Here is a 16213-nt window from a genome sequence, read left to right as displayed (position 1 = left end):
CGCGGTGCGCGTCGGACGCGCACCGCGCCTCCCGTCCGTGGTCACGTTGCTACTTGCTCCACTTCCACTGGGCGGGGTGGAAGTTGGCGAGCGAGTCCTGGTCGAACCCGGACAGGCCCTTCTTGACGACCGAGATCTGGTAGTCCGGGCTGGGCAGCCAGATCACCGGCAGGTCCTTCGCGACCGCGGCGCTGTAGTCCTGCACGGCGGAGGCGTCGGGCGAGGTGGTGGTCGCGTCGATCAGGGCGTCGACCTCCTTGTTGGAGTAGCTGCCGAAGTTCGCCGAGCCGGCGGTGGAGAACAGCGACTCACCGGTCGGGTACGCCGGGAAGTACCAGCTGCCCGCGGTGCCGAAGAACGACAGGTCCCACTTGCAGCTCGCCTGGTCGGCGGTGCAGGTCGGGGTCTGCGACAGCACGCTCGAGACCGGAGCGGTCTTGATGGTGAAGCCGATGCCGGTCTTCTGCAGCGACGACTGGATCGCGCTCATCATGTTGTCGGTCACGGTCGAGCCGGACTGCGAGAGCACCTGCATGGTGAACTTCGTGCCCTGCTCGACGCCCTCGCCGCACTGGCTGTCCGAGGTGCCGGGCGACGTGCAGACCATCGTGCCGCCCTGCTCGGTCCAGCCGTGGCTGGTGAGCAGGTCCTTGGCCTTCTTCGTGCTGAACGGGTAGGGGTTCGACTTCTGCACGTCGGAGACGTAGTCGGACTCCTGCGCCTGCGGGATCGGGCCGTAGGTCGAGGTGGCCGTGCCGTTGAAGACGACCTTCGACAGGCTCTTCTGGTCGATCGACATCTGGACGGCCTGGCGGGCGTACAGCTGCTTGAAGACCGCACCCATGGTCGGGTTGTTGAAGTTGTACGGCATGTACGTGATGGCCCAGCCGGTCCACGGCTCGACGTCGTAGCCCTTCGCCGTGAAGGACGACTTCTGGTCCATGTCGGTGGCGTTGATGTAGCCGTAGTCGACCTCGCCCGAGCGGACCGCGTTGACCTCGGCGTCGCTCGTGGTGAACGGCAGCAGGTTCACCGTCTTGATCGCCGGCTTCTCGCCGCCGTCGTACTTCGTGTTCGCGGCGAGGGTGACCTTGCCGGCGGTCGTGAAGGACTTGACGCCGTACGGACCCGAGATGGTCTTCCACAGGTCGTCGCTGGCGTAGTCGGAGATCTTGCCGGCCGCGGTGTTGAGGTACTTCCACACCTGCTTCGCGCCGGCGGTGGTCTCGTCGGCGTCGGAGATCTTCGCGCTCGCGCTCGTCTTGTCCCAGGCGTGCTGCGGCAGCGGGATGATGTGGCTCAGCTGGTTGGCGAGCATCCAGTCCGAGTTGTACGCCTTGTCGAACGTGATCGTGAAGTGCGTGTCGTCGACCGTCTTGAACGACGTCCAGTTGTCCGGAGCCTTGCCCTCGGAGTACGAGCCCCACTGGTCCTTGTTCGCCTTGATCAGGTTGAACCAGAACGCGACGTCGCGGCTCGTGATCGGCTTGCCGTCCGACCAGTGCCGATCGCCCAGCGTGACCGTGGCGCTCTTGGAGTCCGACGCGAACGAGACGTCGGTGGCGACGGAGCCGGCCTTGTTCCACGCGATCTTGCCGGTCGACCCGTCGTAGGCGACGAGGGGCTCGTAGAGCGACTGCGCGATCGAACCGTTGTTCGTGTTGAGGTGCGACGCCGTGCCGATCGGCAGGATCCAGTTCGGCGTGAAGTTGGCGGGCAGCGCGTAGTTGATCTCGTCGGAGTCGGAACCGGACGCGGTGGAGCCGCCCCCGGAACATCCGGCGAGCAGGGCGCTCACGGCGATCGCCGCTCCGGTGAGGAGCGCCCAGCGACGGGGCTTGGACATGCGGTGTCTCCTTGTGCGGTCACGCCGGTTCGGCGTCGGGGGTTCGGGGAGGTGGAGCACGAGACGTGCCCGGAGGCACGAGGACAGTCAAGGACCAAAGCGATTGGAAAAACAAACATCTCGATGTAAAAACTGCGTTACTGCCGATCGGACGAAAGGGTCGACCGGCTGTTCCGCCCCGTAGGCTCGCCGCAGATCGGGTCCTCCGGTCCGCTTCCGCCCGGATTGGAGAAAGTCGTGCCGGACCTCAGTGCCCGTGTCCTCGAACTGGTCGCGTCCGGGCAGGCCAGCAGCCGCACCGAGATCGCGACCCTGCTCGGCGCCGCCCCCTCCACCGTCTCCCACGTGGTCGCCCAGCTGCTGTCCCACGGCCTGCTCGCCGAGGAGGGCACCGACGTCTCCACCGGCGGTCGCCCCCGCAAGGTGCTCCGGATCGGCGGGGCCGACGAGTTCGCGGTCGCCGCGGACGTCGGCGGCGGGCACGCGCGCATCGGCATCGTGCTGCCGGGAGGCGCGCTCGAGTCGGTCGCGAACGTCCCGTTCGCGCTCTCCGACGGCCCGACCGCCGGGCTCCAGCGACTGGCCGCCCTGCTCGAGCGGCTCGCCGACGAGCGTGGTCGCGACGGCCTCCGCGGGGTCGGGCTGAGCCTGCCGGGTCCGGTCGACGTCGAGGCCGGCGTCGTCGACCTGCCGAGCCGCATGCCCGGGTGGAACGGGTTCCCGGTCGCCTCGTGGCTGTCCGAGCGCTTCGGCCTGCCCGCGATCGTCGACAACGACGCGAACTGCATGGCCGCCGGCGAGCAGACCGTGCAGGACCCGAGCCGCCGGCAGACCATCACCATCAAGGCCGGGTCGGCCATCGGCGCCGGGATCGTCATCGACGGTCGGCTGTACCGCGGGTCGACGGGTGCCGCCGGGGACATCACCCACGTGCGGATCGACGCCGCCGGCGACACCCCGTGCTCGTGCGGCAACACCGGGTGCCTCGAGACCGTCGCCTCCGGTGCCGCCCTCGTGCGGATCCTGTCGACCGCCGGGGTCGACGTGTCGTCGACCGCCGACGTCGTCCGGCTCGCCTCGGACGCGCACCCGGCGACCACCCGGGCCGTCCGGATGGCCGGCCGGTACCTCGGCGAGGTGCTCGCCGCCAACGTGAACTTCTTCAACCCCGACGCCGTCTACCTGGGCGGCATCCTCTCCACCCTCGACCCGTTCATCGCCGCCGTGCGCAGCCAGCTCTACGAGAGCTGCCACCCGCTGATGACGCAGCACCTCGCCATCGAGCCGGTGTCGCTCGGCGCCGACGCCGGGCTCGTCGGGGCCGGACAGTTCGCCCTGCAGCGGGGCCTCGCCGCCTCGCTCGAGGAACTGTCCGCACCCATCCCGCAGTCCACCACCAGGAACAGGAGCGTCCGTGTCTGAGCCCCTCACCCATCGTCGTCCGGTCATCGCCATCGCCGGGCTCGCCATCGAGACGTCGACCTTCACGCCGACCCGGACCCTCGCGCCGGCGTTCCACCCGGACCGTGGCGACGAGGTCGTGGCGCGGTACGACTTCCTCGGGCCCTGTCGTCGCGCGCGGACTTCCGGGGCGCGCTCATCGGGCACGCGCTGCCCGGCGGGATCGTGGACCGGGCGTCGTACGAGTCGCTCGCGTCGGAGATCGTCGAGCGGCTGCGTGCGATCGTCGAGGCCGAGCACGTGGACGGCCTCTGGTACGACATCCACGGCGCGATGGTCGTCGAGGGGCTCGACGACGCCGAGGCGGACCTGCTCGGCCGGATCCGCGCGGTGATCGGCCCGGACGTCATCGTCTCGGCGTCGATGGACCTGCACGGCAACGTGACCGCCGAACTCGCCCACCAGGTCGACCTGGTCACGTGCTACCGGATGGCTCCGCACGAGGACGCCCTCGAGACGAAGGAGCGCGCCGTCCGGAACCTGGTCGACGTGCTCACCACCCGCCCCGTCGGCGCGCAGCGTCCGGTCAAGGCGTGGATCCCGATCCCGGTGCTGCTGCCCGGTGAGCAGACCTCCACACGCATCGAGCCCGCGGCGTCGCTGTACGCGCAGGTGCCGGAGGTCGAGGCGACCGAGGGCGTGCTCGACGCCGCGATCTGGGTCGGCTACGCCTGGGCGGACCAGCCGCGCGACCGTGCCGTCACCGTCGTCACCGGGTGGGACGCCGACGCGGTGGCCGCTGGTGCCGAGCGGCTCGCGACGGCGTTCTGGGACGCTCGCGAGGACTTCGTGTTCGTCGCCCCGACCGGCTCGTTCGACGAGTGCCTCGCCGCCGCGCTCGCCCCCGGTGCCGCGAAGCCGTACTTCATCTCGGACTCGGGTGACAACCCCACCGCTGGTGGCTCGGGCGACATGACGTGGGGGCTGACCCAGGTGCTCGCACGCCCGGAGTTCCAGGACCCGACCGGCCCGATCGTCATCTACGCGAGCGTCCCCGGCGCCGCCGCCGTGGCGACCGCGGTCGAGGCCGGGGTGGGCGCGACCGTCACCGTGACCGCGGGTGCGACGGTCGACGACGTCCACGCCGGTCCGATCACGATGACCGGCCGGGTGCACGCGATCAAGCACGGCGACCGCGACGCCGAGACCGAGGTCGTGCTGCAGGTCGGCAGTGTGTTCGCCATCCTCACGAAGCTCCGGAAGCCGTACCACCACGAGCACGACTTCACCGACCTCGACCTCGCGCCCCGCCAGGCCGACATCGTCGTCGTGAAGATCGGGTACCTCGAGCCGGAGCTGTTCGACATGTCCGCCGACTGGATGCTCGCCCTCACGCCGGGCGGCGTCGACCAGGACCTCGAGCGCCTCGGACACCACAGGATCGAGCGCCCGATGTTCCCCTACGATCGAGTGTTCCCGTCGGCGCCGGACCTCCGCGCCCGGATCGTCCCCGCCTCCAACGAACCGCTCGGAGCCACTGCATGAGCCACTCCCCCGTCAGCCTCGAGATCGCCGTCACCTCGCCCGCCGGGGCGATCGTCGCGCGGGACGGCGGCGCCGACCGGGTCGAGCTGTGCGTCGGACTCGAACTCGGCGGGCTCACTCCCTCGCAGGCCCTGGTCGAGACGACCCACGAGACCGGCATCCCGGCGCACGCGCTCGTGCGGTGCCGGCCCGGCGGGTTCGTGCACGACCGCGGCGAGGTCGACCTGATGGAACGCGAGGTCCGCACGGTGCTCCGTTCCGGGGCCGCCGGCGTCGTGGTCGGGGCCCTGCGCCCGGACGGCACCCTCGACGTGGACGCCCTCCGTCGCTTCGTGGACGCCGCCCGTTCGGTGAGCGCCACCGCCGAGGTCACCCTGCACCGGGCGATCGACCACGCGGCGGACCCCGTCGCGGCGGCCGCGTCCCTGGCCGACCTCGGGTTCACCCGCGTGCTGACGTCCGGTGCCGCTCCCACCGCCCTGACCGGTGCGGCGACGATCGCCCGCATGGTCGAGGCCGCCGGACCCGTGCAGGTCATGGCGGGCGCTGGGGTCATCCCGGCCGACGTCCCTGCGCTCGTCGCGACGGGGGTCGCCGCGGTGCACCTCTCCGCGAAGCGTCCGGCAGCGGACAGCGCGCACGCCGGCGTCCCGATGGGCGGCGCGGACGACGGCTCCGCGCACTTCGTGACCGACGAGTCGGTCGTCGCCGCTGCCCGGGCGGCGCTCGACGTCTGATCGCCTGCGACAGGCACAGTGCTTGTTGACATGAACAACGCGACAGCGAGGCCGTCGATGGTGACGCCGTGCGCACATCGGACGCCTGGCCGGCGCGTCGTCACTCGACGGGGTGCGTCGCCTCGTAGCGGAACACGCGGTGCAGGTCGTCGGGCCGGATCGCCGCACCGGGCAACGGGTGGCGGACGCCGTCGGTACGGAGCCCGTCGAGCACGATGCCGAGCTGCCGACCGATGATCCGATCGGCCTCGTCCGGAGGCAGGTTCGAGTAGCTGCCGAGCCGGAAGGCCGCGAACGTGACGTCGTTCGCCGTCACGTCCCGACGCAGGGCGCCCTCGGCCTGCGCGGCAGCGATGAGCGCGTCGAGCCGGTCGGCCCACCGGGCGCTGAGCTGCTGGTCGTCGTCGAGCGCGACCATCTTCCGGTTGAGCCGCGGGATGGCGGGGTGCTCCTGCAGGACGTCGATGATCGTGGTGACGAGGGCGACGACACCGTCCCATCCAGTCGGCCGCGCGGCGACGGCCGCCTCGACCCGGCCGAACTCCTCGAGCAGTCGCCCGTGCAGCTCGCGCACCACGTCGTCGATGCTCGGGAACCGGCGGTAGAGCGTGGCGGTCCCCACCCCGGCCAGTTCGGCGAGCTGCGCCATCGTGGGATCGGCGTCGCGCACCGCGTAGTGCCGTTCGGCCGCGGCGAGGATCGCTTCGCGGCTCCGACGCACCTCGACCCGTTCGGCGCGGACGCGCTCGCCAGGGGACATGAGAGAACCCTAATCGTGGGTCTTATGTGGACGCTTGACTCCACATAACGATCTGCCTAGGTTCTCAGTGGGACGGCCCGCACCCTAGGCGGACCGTCCACAGCACGGTGATGCCGCCGAACCCGAACGGCGGCATCACCGACACCACACCGGTGGGCACCGCTGGTGCGTCGCACGGGAATGGCACGACGCCATCGGTGCTTGAGCAGCGCATGACCTCGTCAGCAGAGCGCCGCGGGTGGCTCAGTGTCACGTCCGTCGCACTCGGATCGTTCGTCCTCGTCCTGTCCGAGTTCCTGCCGATCGGCCTGCTCCCCGCGATCGCGTCCGACCTCGACGTCGGCATCGGGACCGCGGGCCTGATGGTCGTCGCCACCGGCCTCGTCGGTGCCGTCGCCGCTCCCGTCGTCACGGTGTTCACCTCCCGGATCGACCGCCGCGTCGTCCTCGTGTCACTCACCGTCCTGCTCGTGGTCGCCGACGGCCTCGCCGCGATCGCGCCGTCCTTCTGGGTCCTGCTCCTCGCCCGCATGCTCCTCGGGGTCGGCATCGGCGGCTTCTGGGCGATCGGCGCGGGGATCGCCGGACGACTCGTCCGCTCCGACGCCGTGATCCGCGCCACCTCGCTCATCACCGCGGGCGTCTCGGTCGCAACGGTCGTGAGCCTCCCACTCGGCGCCCTCGTGTCGTCCCTGGCGAGCTGGCGCCTGGCGTTCGTGATCGGCGGGGTGCTCGGCCTCGTCGCACTCGGCCTGCAGCTCGCCATGCTGCCGAAGATCCCGGCCCTGCAGCAGGTGCGGTTCTCGACGCTCGGATCGTTGCTCCGGGTCCCCCGCGCACGCGTCGGGCTCATCGCGGCGGCGTTCCTCTTCGCGGCGCAGTTCGCCGCGTACACCTACATCGCGCCCTACCTGCAGGACCTGGTCGGCGTCGGTCCGGACACCATCACGATCGCGCTGCTGGTCTTCGGCGTCGCCGGCATCGTCGGCAACTTCGCCGCCGGCTTCACCCTCGGCCGGAGCGTCCTCGGCACCATCGGTTCGGCGAAGTTCGTGCTCGCCGGCGCCGTCGTCCTGCTGCCGCTGCTGGCACACTCGGTCGTCGGGGTCTTCGTCCTGCTCGTGGTGTGGGGCCTGGTCTGGGGCGCGCTGCCGCTCGGGATGCAGACGTGGATGTCGACCGCGTCACCGAGCGGTTCGAGACCGGCCTCGCACTGTTCGTCACGACGATCCAGCTCGCCATCGCGGCCGGATCGGTGCTCGGTGGCGTGGCGGTGTCGTCGTTCGGACTCGCCGCCGACTTCTGGCTCGCCGGCGGTGTCGCCGTGATCGGTGCGGTCGTGCTCGTGTCGCTGGGGCTGCGGCGGTCCAACGCGGTTCCGACGGCCGAGGCCGTCGCGGTCGAGACGACGACCACCGGTTCGGTCGCGGTCGCCTGCCCCTGAGGCCGGTCCCGTCGACGGCTCGCGCCCGGCCCGCACGCACCGACATTCGCGCTCAGCGACACTTCACGGCCTCAGCAGCCCGTGAGGTGTCGCTGAGCGCGTGAAGTCGCAGCCAGCGGACAACGCCCGCCGGTTCGGCCCGGACCGGTCAGCGACCGGCCGCCGCGTGGTTCGCGACCTGCGTCGCCGACAGCACCGTGCTGTAGACGGCCGCGTACCGCATCGACCCGGTGAAGAAGAAGTTCGACGGCTGCCCCGGCCACCCGGAGACCGTGTCGTACCCGACCCGGAAGTAGCCGGTGTACGGCTCCGCGGCGGTGAACGCCGTGTTCGACGCCACCAGGACACCGTCGGCGTACAGGCGCATCCCGGTGCCGGCCGACTGCGTCGCGACGACGTGGTGCCACGCCCCGTCCGTGTAGGCCTTGGGCGACGTGACGACCTGCGTCGTCCCGCTGTACGTGCCGAAGACGAGCTGGCCGGCGGTGTTGAGGTACACCTGTCGGTCGTGCTGCCCGGAGGCGGCGACCTGGTTCGTGCCGAAGCCGATGAGCATGCCACCTGCGACGGAGGTCTTGAACCAGACCTCTTCGCTGAAGGTCGTGGGGTTCGCGAACGACTTCGGCGTGGAGACGAAGCTCGTCGAGCCGTTCAGCAGGTACGAGCTGCCGGTGTCCCGCGGGCACGCGTTCGGGTTCGGCGTCGTCGCTGCCATCGACCCCTGGTAGGTGCCGTTCGCGCGGTTGCCGGACCAGTCCGTGGCGGTCGTCGACCCGGAGGCCTCGGTCAGGCGGTAGGCGAACAGGGCGTTCGCGGTGTCGGCGCCGACCGCTGCCGTGCACGTGAAGTAGGGCGCGGTGGCGGCGGAGTTGCCGGAGTTCGTGATCCGGGCGCTGTAGGCGGAGCGGGTCGGGGAGAACGCGTTGAGGAGCGCGACGACGACGAGCCCGAGGACGAGGACGGCGGCGATCACGCGACCGTCGCGCAGGTGCTGGAGCCTCACGAGGGACGCACCGCCTCGACGCGGCCGACCGACAGGCAGAGCACGAGCGGGACGAGGCACGCGGCGATGAGCAGCGCCCACCCGACGGGGCCGAGGTCGATGTTCGAGGTCAGCTGGTAGTGCCCGTTCTTCGTGAGCTCGTGGATGACCATCCGCCCGACCTGGCCGTCGACGAGGTGCAGGCTGTCGGCGCCCTGGGCCTCGACCCGGACGGGGAACATGCCCGACGAGACGATCGTCGCCTCGACACCGGACGGGCTCGAGGTGTTCGTGATCGTCGTCACGTTGACGAACGGCTTCAGGACGAACGCCGCGTAGGAGACGGTGAGCGCGCCGCCCGCGATGCGGAGGCAGGCGCGCGTGACCCGGTCGGTGAAGACGCTGGTGAGCGTCCAGATGACCAGGGTGCCGATGAGCAGGAGCGGGGCGGCGCGGAAGAGCCAGCCGAGGTGCGGGACGAGGAGCGCCGGGGTGCCGATGACGTCGTCCTGCGTGAGCGTCCACAGGTCGGTCGCGCCGTTGATGTCGCCGCGGGTGTGCAGGCCGCCGTCGGCGTCGACGGCGGTGATGCGGTGCGTGTAGACGACGCCGCGGTTGGCGGCGGTCTCGAAGGAGACGATGTCGCCGACGTGCAGGGTGGCGACGTCCACGGGGAGGTCGAGGACGAGCGTGCCGACCGGTGCGGCTTCGCCCATCGAGGGGGTCTCGACGACGAACCAGCGGCCGCCGGCGGAGAGGAAGAGCACCGCGGCGGTGAGCAGGACTGCGGCGACGAGGGCGACCGACCAGGCGAGGACGGTCTCGAAGCGCGTGGCGGTGGGGGCGCCGAGGAGCGGACGGTCGAGCGTGCCACTGAGCGGGATCGCTGCGGTCTGGCTCATGTACTGCTCCGTCCTGTGGGCCGTGGGGTGGTGCGGGGAGTTGGGGTGATGGGAGGCGACGCTCGGCCGGAAGGGGGTCGGCCGAGCGTCGCCGGTCAGGGGGCCTAGGCCGTGAAGGTCCAGGTCATCGGCACCGAGGCGGCGAGGCCCTGGTAGGTGTTGCCAGCCGAGGGGTCGAGCGTCACGGCGAAGTTGAACGGGACGCTGGCACCGGCCGCGGGGGCGGCGGGCATGGTGATGGCCGACGCGGCGGCGCCCTTGAAGCTGGCGAGCGTGCCGTTGAAGACCGTGGTCGCGCCGGACGTGATCACGAGGTTCATCTTGGCGCACAGGTCGGTCGCGGTGCCGTTGATGGTGCCGTTCGCCGACTGGGTGCAGGTCGCGCCCGGGGTGAGCGTGAAGGTCGCGGCGTTCGCGGTGCCGGTGTTCTTGATCGAGATGGCGGTGTTGACCGTGTTGCCCGGGGTCATCGTGCTGCTGCCGCCGAACTTGTTGATGGTCGAGCAGGTCGCCGCGTTCGTGGAGACCGAACCACCGTCCGTGCTGAGGCAGGTGACCGTGGCACCGGCGTTCTGCTCCTGCATGATCAGCGTGCCGCTCGCGGCGGTGTTGCTGCTGTTGGTGATGCTCGCCGCGAACCCGGACAGCGTGCCGGTGAGCGAGAGGGAGAGCAGGACGGCCGCGAAGATGCCCGCGAGGAGCGCGACGGGGGCGAAGCGGATCCGCTTCAGAGCGGAGGTGCGGAGCTTGTCGGACACGGGGATACCTCTTCGATCAGGGAGTCAGGGTGTGGGGCGGAGCAAGGGGCTCGGGCTCTCTTGCTTCAATGATCAAGATACTTAATGCTTGACCAAGTTGACCACTCGTAGACTTACCCCAGTGCGAGGGGGTGCCCCGATCCGCGGCGGCCCCGGCGACACCGAGACGACAAGAGGAGCACCTGTGACCCGGACAGGTCAGACGGACACGGCGGACATGCTGACGGCCTTCGACGCGGTCGTGCGCGCGAACGCGAGCCTGGTGCGCCAGCTCGGTGCGCGCGCCGGCGTGCACGAGAACGCGCTGCGTGCCCTCGTGCTCGTGAGCGACACCGGGTACTCCACGCCGACCGAGGTCGCGGGGTTCCTCGGGCTCACCTCGGGTGCGGTCACGAACATGATCGACCGGATGACGAGCGCGGAACTGCTCGAGCGCGCCCCGAACCCGAACGACCGACGGGGATCGCTGCTGCGCCTGCTGCCCGCCGGCGAATCGGTGGTCGCGGACTACCGCGAGCGCTACACCGCGGTGCTCCGGGCGGTCGACACGGCGCACGGGGGCGACCTGCTCGCGGTGCTCGACGAGCTGGCGACGAGCCTCTACGGCTCGGCCGGCGACGCGATGCCCTGACCGACGACGCCACGGTCACCGGCGTATCGTCCGGAGCATGCCCGCTCTCATCGACACGTTCACCATGTCCAACGGCCTGCACATCCCGAAGATCGGGTTCGGCACCTGGCAGATCCCGTCCGGCAGTGACGCCTACGACGCCACGAAGACCGCACTCGACCTCGGGTACCGGCACATCGACACCGCGCTCGCCTACGGCAACGAGGCCAGCGTCGGCGAGGCCGTCCGCGACAGCGGCGTCCCCCGCGACGAGGTCTTCATCACCACGAAGCTCCCGGCCGAGATCAAGACCGCCGCCGGTGCCCGCGAGGCCTTCGAGACCTCCAGCGCCAACCTCGACCTGGGCGGGATCGACCTGTACCTCATCCACGCCCCGTGGCCCTGGTCGGACATGGGCTCGGACCACCGCGACGGCAACGTCGAGGTGTGGAAGGTCTTCGAGGAGCTCTACGACGCCGGCCGCACGAAGAGCATCGGGGTCTCGAACTTCACGGTCGCGGACCTCGAGGACCTGCTCGGCCGCACCGACGTCGTCCCGCACGCCAACCAGATCCGCTGGTTCATCGGCAACACGCAGGACGAGACGACCGCCTTCGACCGCGAGCACGACATCCTCACCGAGGGCTACTCGCCCCTCGCCACCGGCGGCCTGCTCGAGAACGCGCAGATCCGCGACATCGCGGCGAAGTACGACAAGAGCGTCGCGCAGGTCGCGATCCGCTACCTGCTCGAGCAGGACGTGCTCCCGCTGCCGAAGTCGACGACCCCGTCGCGGATCGCCGAGAACGCCGACGTGGACTTCGTCCTGTCGGCCGAGGACGTGGCCGCGCTGGACGCACTGCAGGACACGACCGACTGACCCCACCACGGAACCAGACGCGACCACAGGGCGGCCTGGAGGCGCGGTGCCAGCCCGCACCGCGCCTCCAGGCCCGCAACGGGAACAGCACACCCCCGTCGCCGGTTGCACAGTACGGTGCCGCAGCCAGCGGCACGAGAGCCCAGGAGGCCACCATGACCACCACCACCGAGACCGCCATCCTCGCCGGCGGCTGCTTCTGGGAGCGCAGCAGCTCCTCCGTCGTCGTCCGGGCGTCATCAGCACCCGCGTCGGCTACTCCGGCGGCGACACCCCGAACGCGACCTACCGCAACCACGGTGACCACGCCGAGTCGGTCGAGATCGTCTTCGACCCGTCCGTGATCTCGTACCGCGACCTGCTCGAGTTCTTCTTCCAGATCCACGACCCGTCGACGAAGGACCGCCAGGGCAACGACGTCGGCCGCAGCTACCGCTCGGCGGTCTTCTTCACGTCGCCCGAGCAGGAGCAGGTCGCGCGCGACACGATCGCGGACGTCGACGCCTCCGGCATCTGGCCGGGCCCGGTCGTGACCGAGGTCACCGCCGCCGGTCCGTTCTGGGAGGCCGAGGAGGAGCACCAGGACTACCTCGAGAAGTACCCGGCCGGGTACACCTGCCACTTCGTGCGTCCGGGCTGGAAGCTCCCGCACCGCGACGAGGCGACCGCATCGGTCTGATCGCCTAGCGCGAGCCGCCGAGCAGTTCCAACCAGTCCCCGGGAAGGCGATCCGCCGGCCCGGGGACTGCCTGTTCCACCGGGTGGCTGGTCGGCGCCGCGAGTTCCAGCCCCTCGGACCGCGAGTCGTCGCGGTAGTCCCACGCCCAGGTCTCGCCGGGCTCGAAGCTCTGGATGACGGCGTGCCCCGTCTCCTCCCAGTGCCGCGTCGCGTGGGTGTTGAGCGAGTCGTCGCAGCAACCGATGTGCCCGCACGCGGCGCACCGGCGCAGGTGCACCCACCAGGATCCGGTCGCGTCGCACTCGACGCACCCGTTCCCGCTCGGCGCGACCTCGGGGTGGATCATCTCGTCCTGGTCCGTCATGGCACCATCATGGCCTCGCTCAGCCGCGCGGCACCAGCGCGTCGATGGCGGTGAGTTCCTCGTCCGACAGCGGCGCACCCGACAGCGCGTCGAGGGTGCCGTCCAGCTGCCGCACGCTCGAGGCGCCGACCAGTGCCGAGGTGACCGCGGGCTGGCGGAGCACCCACGTGATCGCCAGCTGCGCGAGGGTCTGCCCGCGCGCCGCCGCGATGTCGTTCAGCGCCCGCGCCGTGGTCAGGTACTCGTCGTCGATGCGCTCGGCGGTGAACCAGCGGCCCTCGGCGGCACGCGACCCGACCGGCACGGTGCCGTCGAGGTACCGGTCCGTCAGCAGCCCGCCGGCGAGCGGCGAGAACACGATCGCGCCGGTGCCGAGCCGGGTCAGCTCGTCGAAGAGGCCGTCCTCGGGGACCCGGTCGAACATGTTGTAGCGCGGCTGGTGGATGAGCAGGTGGATGTTCTCGGCGGCCAGGGCCTCGGCCGCAGCGCGGGTCTGGGCCGGGTCGTAGTTCGAGATGCCGACGTACAACGCCTTGCCGGAGCGGACGGCGGTCACGAGGGCGCTGACCGTCTCCTCGATCGGCGTCTCCGGGTCGGGACGGTGCGAGTAGAAGACGTCGACGTAGTCCAGGCCCATGCGGCCGAGGGACTGGTCGAGCGAGGCGAGCATGTACTTGCGGGAGCCCCCGTTGCCGTACGGGCCGGGCCACATGTCGTAGCCGGCCTTCGTCGACACCACGAGTTCGTCGCGGAACGGACGCAGGTCGGACTCGAGGACACGGCCGAACTGCTCCTCGGCAGCGCCGGGCGGGGGGCCGTAGTTGTTCGCGAGGTCGAAGTGGGTGACCCCACGGTCGAACGCGTGCAGCAGGATGTCGCGCTGCGTCGTGAGCGCGCGATCCGTCCCGAAGTTGTTCCAGAGGCCGAGGGAGATCCGCGGCAGCAGCAGGCCGCTCTTCCCCACGCGCTCGTACGGGAGGCGCTCGTAGCGGTCGTCGGCGGGGCGGTGGGCGTCAGGCATCGTTGCTCGATCCGGGTCGGGGACAGGCCGTCGTCGACGCTACCGTGTCCCCGCAGCGCGAGCGGTGGTCCGGCGCGTTGCCCCCCAGTTCGAGGCGCTCCCGATCCGGGAATCCTTGCGGGTCCACGCATTTCCGGATTCAGTCCGCGCTCTGCGGACTCCTGAGGTGTCCTCTGGTTGTACCGTCGGCCTGCCTTTGCTCTTCCTCAGACCACGGAGAACCCGACATGTCCGACACCATCCCGGCCCCCCACCAACCAGTCATCGCAGAGTCGGGTCCACGACCGAAGGGTCGGCTCGGAACTGCAGCCGTCTGGCTCGGCGTCATCGGCATCGTCTTCGCGCTCATCCCGCACACGGGCGGGTTCGGCATCTTCCTCGGCATCGTCGCGGTCGTAATCGGCATCATCGGCATCCGACGCAAGAGCCGCAGGTCCGTCGCAGGCGCTGTCGTCGGAGGTGTCGCGATCATCCTGGGGAGCATCTTCACAGGCGTCTACGGCGGATCGTCCAACGAGACAGCAGCACCGGCGACAGCGGAAACGACCGCAACGCCCGCTGCAGCCTCGGAGCAGGACGCAGCGAAGGCCACGACAGAAACGAAGGCAGCTGCGAAGCCAGCCACCCCTAAGGGCACCGTCGGTCAGCTCCAGGCTGCCGCCGCAGCCAAGGGCTACCTGGACTCCGGGATGGGGTTCTCGGCCGCGAGCCTGCTCCAGCAGCTCACATCCTCCGCAGGTAACGGCTTCGCTCAGGCAGATGCGCAGTGGGCCATCGATCACTCCGGCGCAGACTGGAATGCACAGGCCCTCTCGGCGGCGAAGGGGTACCTCGAGTCCGGCATGGGATTCTCCGAGGCCAGCCTGACCGGGCAGCTCACGTCCAGCGCCGGAAACCAGTTCGCTGCCGAGCAGGCGCAGTACGCAGTCGCGAATGCAGGCGCGGACTGGAACGCGCAGGCAGTGGATGCGGCGAAGGGCTACATGGATTCCGGGATGGGCTTCTCGCGAGTCGGCCTCATCGAGCAGCTCCACGTCTTCCGCTGGCAATCAGTTCACCCAGCCGCAGGCTGAGCAGGCGGCGACCACGGTCGGCCTCTGAACAACCGACGGACTGGAGGCGCGGTGCCCGCTGGCACCGCGCCTCCAGTACGTTCCGGGCTCAGGACCAGACGCGCCTCGCGATGTCGACCACGCTGCGGACCTTCGCCCACTGCTCGTCCTCGGAGAGGACGTTGCCCTCCTCGGTGGAGGCGAACCCGCACTGCGGGCTGAGCGCGAGCTGCTCGATCGGGGCGTACTCGGCGGCGTCGCGGATGCGCTGCTCGATGACGGCCGGGTCCTCCAGCTCGCCGGTCTTCGAGGTGATGAGCCCGAGCGCCACGACCTGCTCACCCGCGGGCAGGAACCGCAGCGGTTCGAAGCCGCCCGCGCGGTCGCTGTCGTACTCCAGGAAGAAGCCGTCGTAGCCGGTGTTGCCGAGCAGTTCCTCGGCGACCGGCTCGTACCCGCCGGACGCGATCCACGTCGAGCGGAAGTTGCCGCGGCAGACGTGCGTCGTGACGACGAGGTCGTCCGGACGGCCGTCGAGCACGCGTCGGATGATCGACGAGAACCGCGCGGCGATGCCGTCCGTGTCGATCCCCCGCTCGCGCGCCTTCGCCATCTCGGCGTCCGAGCAGGCGTACGCCCAGGCGGTGTCGTCGAGCAGCAGGTACCGCACGCCGGCGGCGTACAGCGCGGCGATCGCGTCGCGGTACGCCTGCACCAGGTCCTCGGTGATGGCGTCGCGGTCGGCGTAGTGGTCGGTGCGGATCTGGTCGGCGTCGAGCCGGAAGTCGAAGACCGTCGGCGCCGGGATCGTGAACTTCGCGGTCACGCCACGCTCGGCGGCCTCGGCGACGACGAACGCGGCGTCGGCGACGAAGGGGTGGTCCGCGGGAAACGACACCGGGCCGGTCACGCGCATGCCCTTCGGCGTGGTGGTGACGCCCTGGAACGCGATGCCGTGGTCGAGCTCCACGACCTCGACGCCCGTCAGGCCGCCCCAGAAGTCGAGGTGCCACCAGGCCCGGCGGGCTTCGCCGTCGGTCGCGAGCTGGAGTCCAGCTGCCTTCTGGGCGTCCATCAGGGCTCGGATCGCGTCGTCCTCGACGGAGCGGAGCGCGCCGGTGTCGATGCGCCCGGCGGCGACCGCGCTGCGGGCCTGCTTCACGGTGTCGGGGCGGAGGAAGCTGCCGACGACGTCGGCGCGGAACGGCGGGTGCTGGCGCATCCGTCGATGG

The 16213-nt window shown here is 70.5% G+C and carries 15 protein-coding genes and 2 pseudogenes; 9 read left to right on the top strand and 8 right to left on the bottom strand.

The features are described 5' to 3' along the window. Positions 1–49: 49 nt before the first annotated feature. The gene (locus ACZ8AI_RS17390; RefSeq protein WP_464859172.1) at positions 50–1846 is read right to left on the bottom strand and encodes a peptide ABC transporter substrate-binding protein; all 1797 of its coding nucleotides are present in this window, start codon (positions 1844–1846) and stop codon (positions 50–52) included. Positions 1847–2083: 237 nt separating this feature from the next. On the opposite strand from ACZ8AI_RS17390, the gene ACZ8AI_RS17385 reads away from it, so the two are divergent. The 4 genes and pseudogenes from ACZ8AI_RS17385 to ACZ8AI_RS17370 all read left to right on the top strand — a co-directional run bounded on the left by ACZ8AI_RS17385 (position 2084) and on the right by ACZ8AI_RS17370 (position 5529). Beyond that, a complete protein-coding gene (locus ACZ8AI_RS17385; protein ID WP_464859171.1) occupies positions 2084–3268 on the top strand; it encodes an ROK family protein in 1185 nt (394 codons plus the stop codon). Further along, a pseudogene (locus tag ACZ8AI_RS17380) lies at positions 3261–3350 on the top strand (hypothetical protein); the annotation flags it as partial. The gene ACZ8AI_RS17385 and the pseudogene ACZ8AI_RS17380, both read left to right, overlap by 8 nt. A gap of 62 nt (positions 3351–3412) precedes the next feature. Continuing rightward, positions 3413–4792: a M81 family metallopeptidase gene (locus ACZ8AI_RS17375; RefSeq protein ID WP_464859255.1), complete on the top strand. Its 1380-nt coding sequence runs from the start codon at positions 3413–3415 to the stop codon at positions 4790–4792. Then, positions 4789–5529: a copper homeostasis protein CutC gene (locus ACZ8AI_RS17370; protein ID WP_464859170.1), complete on the top strand. Its 741-nt coding sequence runs from the start codon at positions 4789–4791 to the stop codon at positions 5527–5529. Before ACZ8AI_RS17375 ends, ACZ8AI_RS17370 begins: the two co-directional genes overlap by 4 nt. 100 nt (positions 5530–5629) lie before the next feature. Here ACZ8AI_RS17370 and ACZ8AI_RS17365 read toward each other — a convergent pair whose 3' ends face one another. Then, entirely contained in the window at positions 5630–6289 is a 660-nt protein-coding gene (locus tag ACZ8AI_RS17365; protein WP_464859169.1) for a TetR/AcrR family transcriptional regulator, read from the bottom strand. Positions 6290–6501: 212 nt separating this feature from the next. Here ACZ8AI_RS17365 and ACZ8AI_RS17360 point away from each other — a divergent pair, with 212 nt between their 5' ends. Next, positions 6502–7617, top strand: a complete 1116-nt coding sequence (locus tag ACZ8AI_RS17360; protein ID WP_464859168.1) for an MFS transporter — start codon at positions 6502–6504, stop codon at positions 7615–7617. A gap of 264 nt (positions 7618–7881) precedes the next feature. On the opposite strand, the gene ACZ8AI_RS17355 is transcribed toward ACZ8AI_RS17360, so the two are convergent. The 3 genes from ACZ8AI_RS17355 to ACZ8AI_RS17345 all read right to left on the bottom strand — a co-directional run bounded on the left by ACZ8AI_RS17355 (position 7882) and on the right by ACZ8AI_RS17345 (position 10375). After that, complete coding sequence (locus ACZ8AI_RS17355) at positions 7882–8736, bottom strand: LamG domain-containing protein (RefSeq protein WP_464859167.1); 855 nt, start codon at positions 8734–8736, stop codon at positions 7882–7884. After that, entirely contained in the window at positions 8733–9617 is an 885-nt protein-coding gene (locus tag ACZ8AI_RS17350; protein ID WP_464859166.1) for a S26 family signal peptidase, read from the bottom strand. The genes ACZ8AI_RS17355 and ACZ8AI_RS17350 overlap by 4 nt, the downstream gene beginning before the upstream one ends. A gap of 104 nt (positions 9618–9721) precedes the next feature. Continuing rightward, positions 9722–10375, bottom strand: coding sequence for a hypothetical protein (locus ACZ8AI_RS17345; protein WP_464859165.1), 654 nt, complete (start codon positions 10373–10375; stop codon positions 9722–9724). Positions 10376–10592: 217 nt separating this feature from the next. Between ACZ8AI_RS17345 and ACZ8AI_RS17340 the strand changes: the two genes are divergently transcribed. From ACZ8AI_RS17340 to msrA, 3 genes and pseudogenes are all read left to right on the top strand, one after another. After that, positions 10593–11006, top strand: a complete 414-nt coding sequence (locus tag ACZ8AI_RS17340; RefSeq protein ID WP_464859164.1) for a MarR family winged helix-turn-helix transcriptional regulator — start codon at positions 10593–10595, stop codon at positions 11004–11006. Between the two features lie 37 nt (positions 11007–11043). Continuing rightward, positions 11044–11865 (top strand): aldo/keto reductase, encoded by an 822-nt coding sequence (locus ACZ8AI_RS17335; protein ID WP_464859163.1) that lies wholly within the window; start codon positions 11044–11046, stop codon positions 11863–11865. Positions 11866–12020: 155 nt separating this feature from the next. Then, a pseudogene (gene msrA, locus ACZ8AI_RS17330) lies at positions 12021–12544 on the top strand (peptide-methionine (S)-S-oxide reductase MsrA). Between the two features lie 4 nt (positions 12545–12548). Here msrA and ACZ8AI_RS17325 read toward each other — a convergent pair. Then, positions 12549–12908, bottom strand: coding sequence for a UBP-type zinc finger domain-containing protein (locus ACZ8AI_RS17325; protein ID WP_071293535.1), 360 nt, complete (start codon positions 12906–12908; stop codon positions 12549–12551). 19 nt (positions 12909–12927) lie between these two features. Beyond that, positions 12928–13929, bottom strand: a complete 1002-nt coding sequence (locus ACZ8AI_RS17320; RefSeq protein WP_464859162.1) for an aldo/keto reductase — start codon at positions 13927–13929, stop codon at positions 12928–12930. Positions 13930–14156: 227 nt separating this feature from the next. Here ACZ8AI_RS17320 and ACZ8AI_RS17315 point away from each other — a divergent pair, with 227 nt between their 5' ends. After that, positions 14157–15002 carry an Ltp family lipoprotein gene (locus tag ACZ8AI_RS17315; RefSeq protein ID WP_464859161.1) on the top strand — a complete coding sequence of 282 codons (846 nt, stop codon included), beginning with the start codon at positions 14157–14159 and terminating at the stop codon, positions 15000–15002. A gap of 88 nt (positions 15003–15090) precedes the next feature. On the opposite strand, the gene ACZ8AI_RS17310 is transcribed toward ACZ8AI_RS17315, so the two are convergent. Then, positions 15091–16203 carry a 5-methyltetrahydropteroyltriglutamate--homocysteine S-methyltransferase gene (locus ACZ8AI_RS17310; RefSeq protein WP_464859160.1) on the bottom strand — a complete coding sequence of 371 codons (1113 nt, stop codon included), beginning with the start codon at positions 16201–16203 and terminating at the stop codon, positions 15091–15093. Positions 16204–16213: the final 10 nt, after the last annotated feature.

This window comes from Curtobacterium sp. AC273 (assembly GCF_979253735.1).
This window is presented reverse-complemented; position numbering and strand designations above follow the sequence as displayed.

What these genes read in the sequence shown, in the direction of transcription:
- ACZ8AI_RS17390 (WP_464859172.1), bottom strand. Translation starts at nt 1,846, where the DNA reads ATGTCCAAGCCCCGTCGCTGGGCGCTCCTCACCGGAGCGGCGATCGCC.
- ACZ8AI_RS17370 (WP_464859170.1), top strand. Translation starts at nt 4,789, where the DNA reads ATGAGCCACTCCCCCGTCAGCCTCGAGATCGCCGTCACCTCGCCCGCC.
- ACZ8AI_RS17365 (WP_464859169.1), bottom strand. Translation starts at nt 6,289, where the DNA reads ATGTCCCCTGGCGAGCGCGTCCGCGCCGAACGGGTCGAGGTGCGTCGG.
- ACZ8AI_RS17360 (WP_464859168.1), top strand. Translation starts at nt 6,502, where the DNA reads ATGACCTCGTCAGCAGAGCGCCGCGGGTGGCTCAGTGTCACGTCCGTC.
- ACZ8AI_RS17350 (WP_464859166.1), bottom strand. Translation starts at nt 9,617, where the DNA reads ATGAGCCAGACCGCAGCGATCCCGCTCAGTGGCACGCTCGACCGTCCG.
- ACZ8AI_RS17340 (WP_464859164.1), top strand. Translation starts at nt 10,593, where the DNA reads ATGCTGACGGCCTTCGACGCGGTCGTGCGCGCGAACGCGAGCCTGGTG.
- ACZ8AI_RS17335 (WP_464859163.1), top strand. Translation starts at nt 11,044, where the DNA reads ATGCCCGCTCTCATCGACACGTTCACCATGTCCAACGGCCTGCACATC.
- ACZ8AI_RS17325 (WP_071293535.1), bottom strand. Translation starts at nt 12,908, where the DNA reads ATGACGGACCAGGACGAGATGATCCACCCCGAGGTCGCGCCGAGCGGG.
- ACZ8AI_RS17320 (WP_464859162.1), bottom strand. Translation starts at nt 13,929, where the DNA reads ATGCCTGACGCCCACCGCCCCGCCGACGACCGCTACGAGCGCCTCCCG.
- ACZ8AI_RS17315 (WP_464859161.1), top strand. Translation starts at nt 14,157, where the DNA reads ATGTCCGACACCATCCCGGCCCCCCACCAACCAGTCATCGCAGAGTCG.
- ACZ8AI_RS17310 (WP_464859160.1), bottom strand. Translation starts at nt 16,203, where the DNA reads ATGCGCCAGCACCCGCCGTTCCGCGCCGACGTCGTCGGCAGCTTCCTC.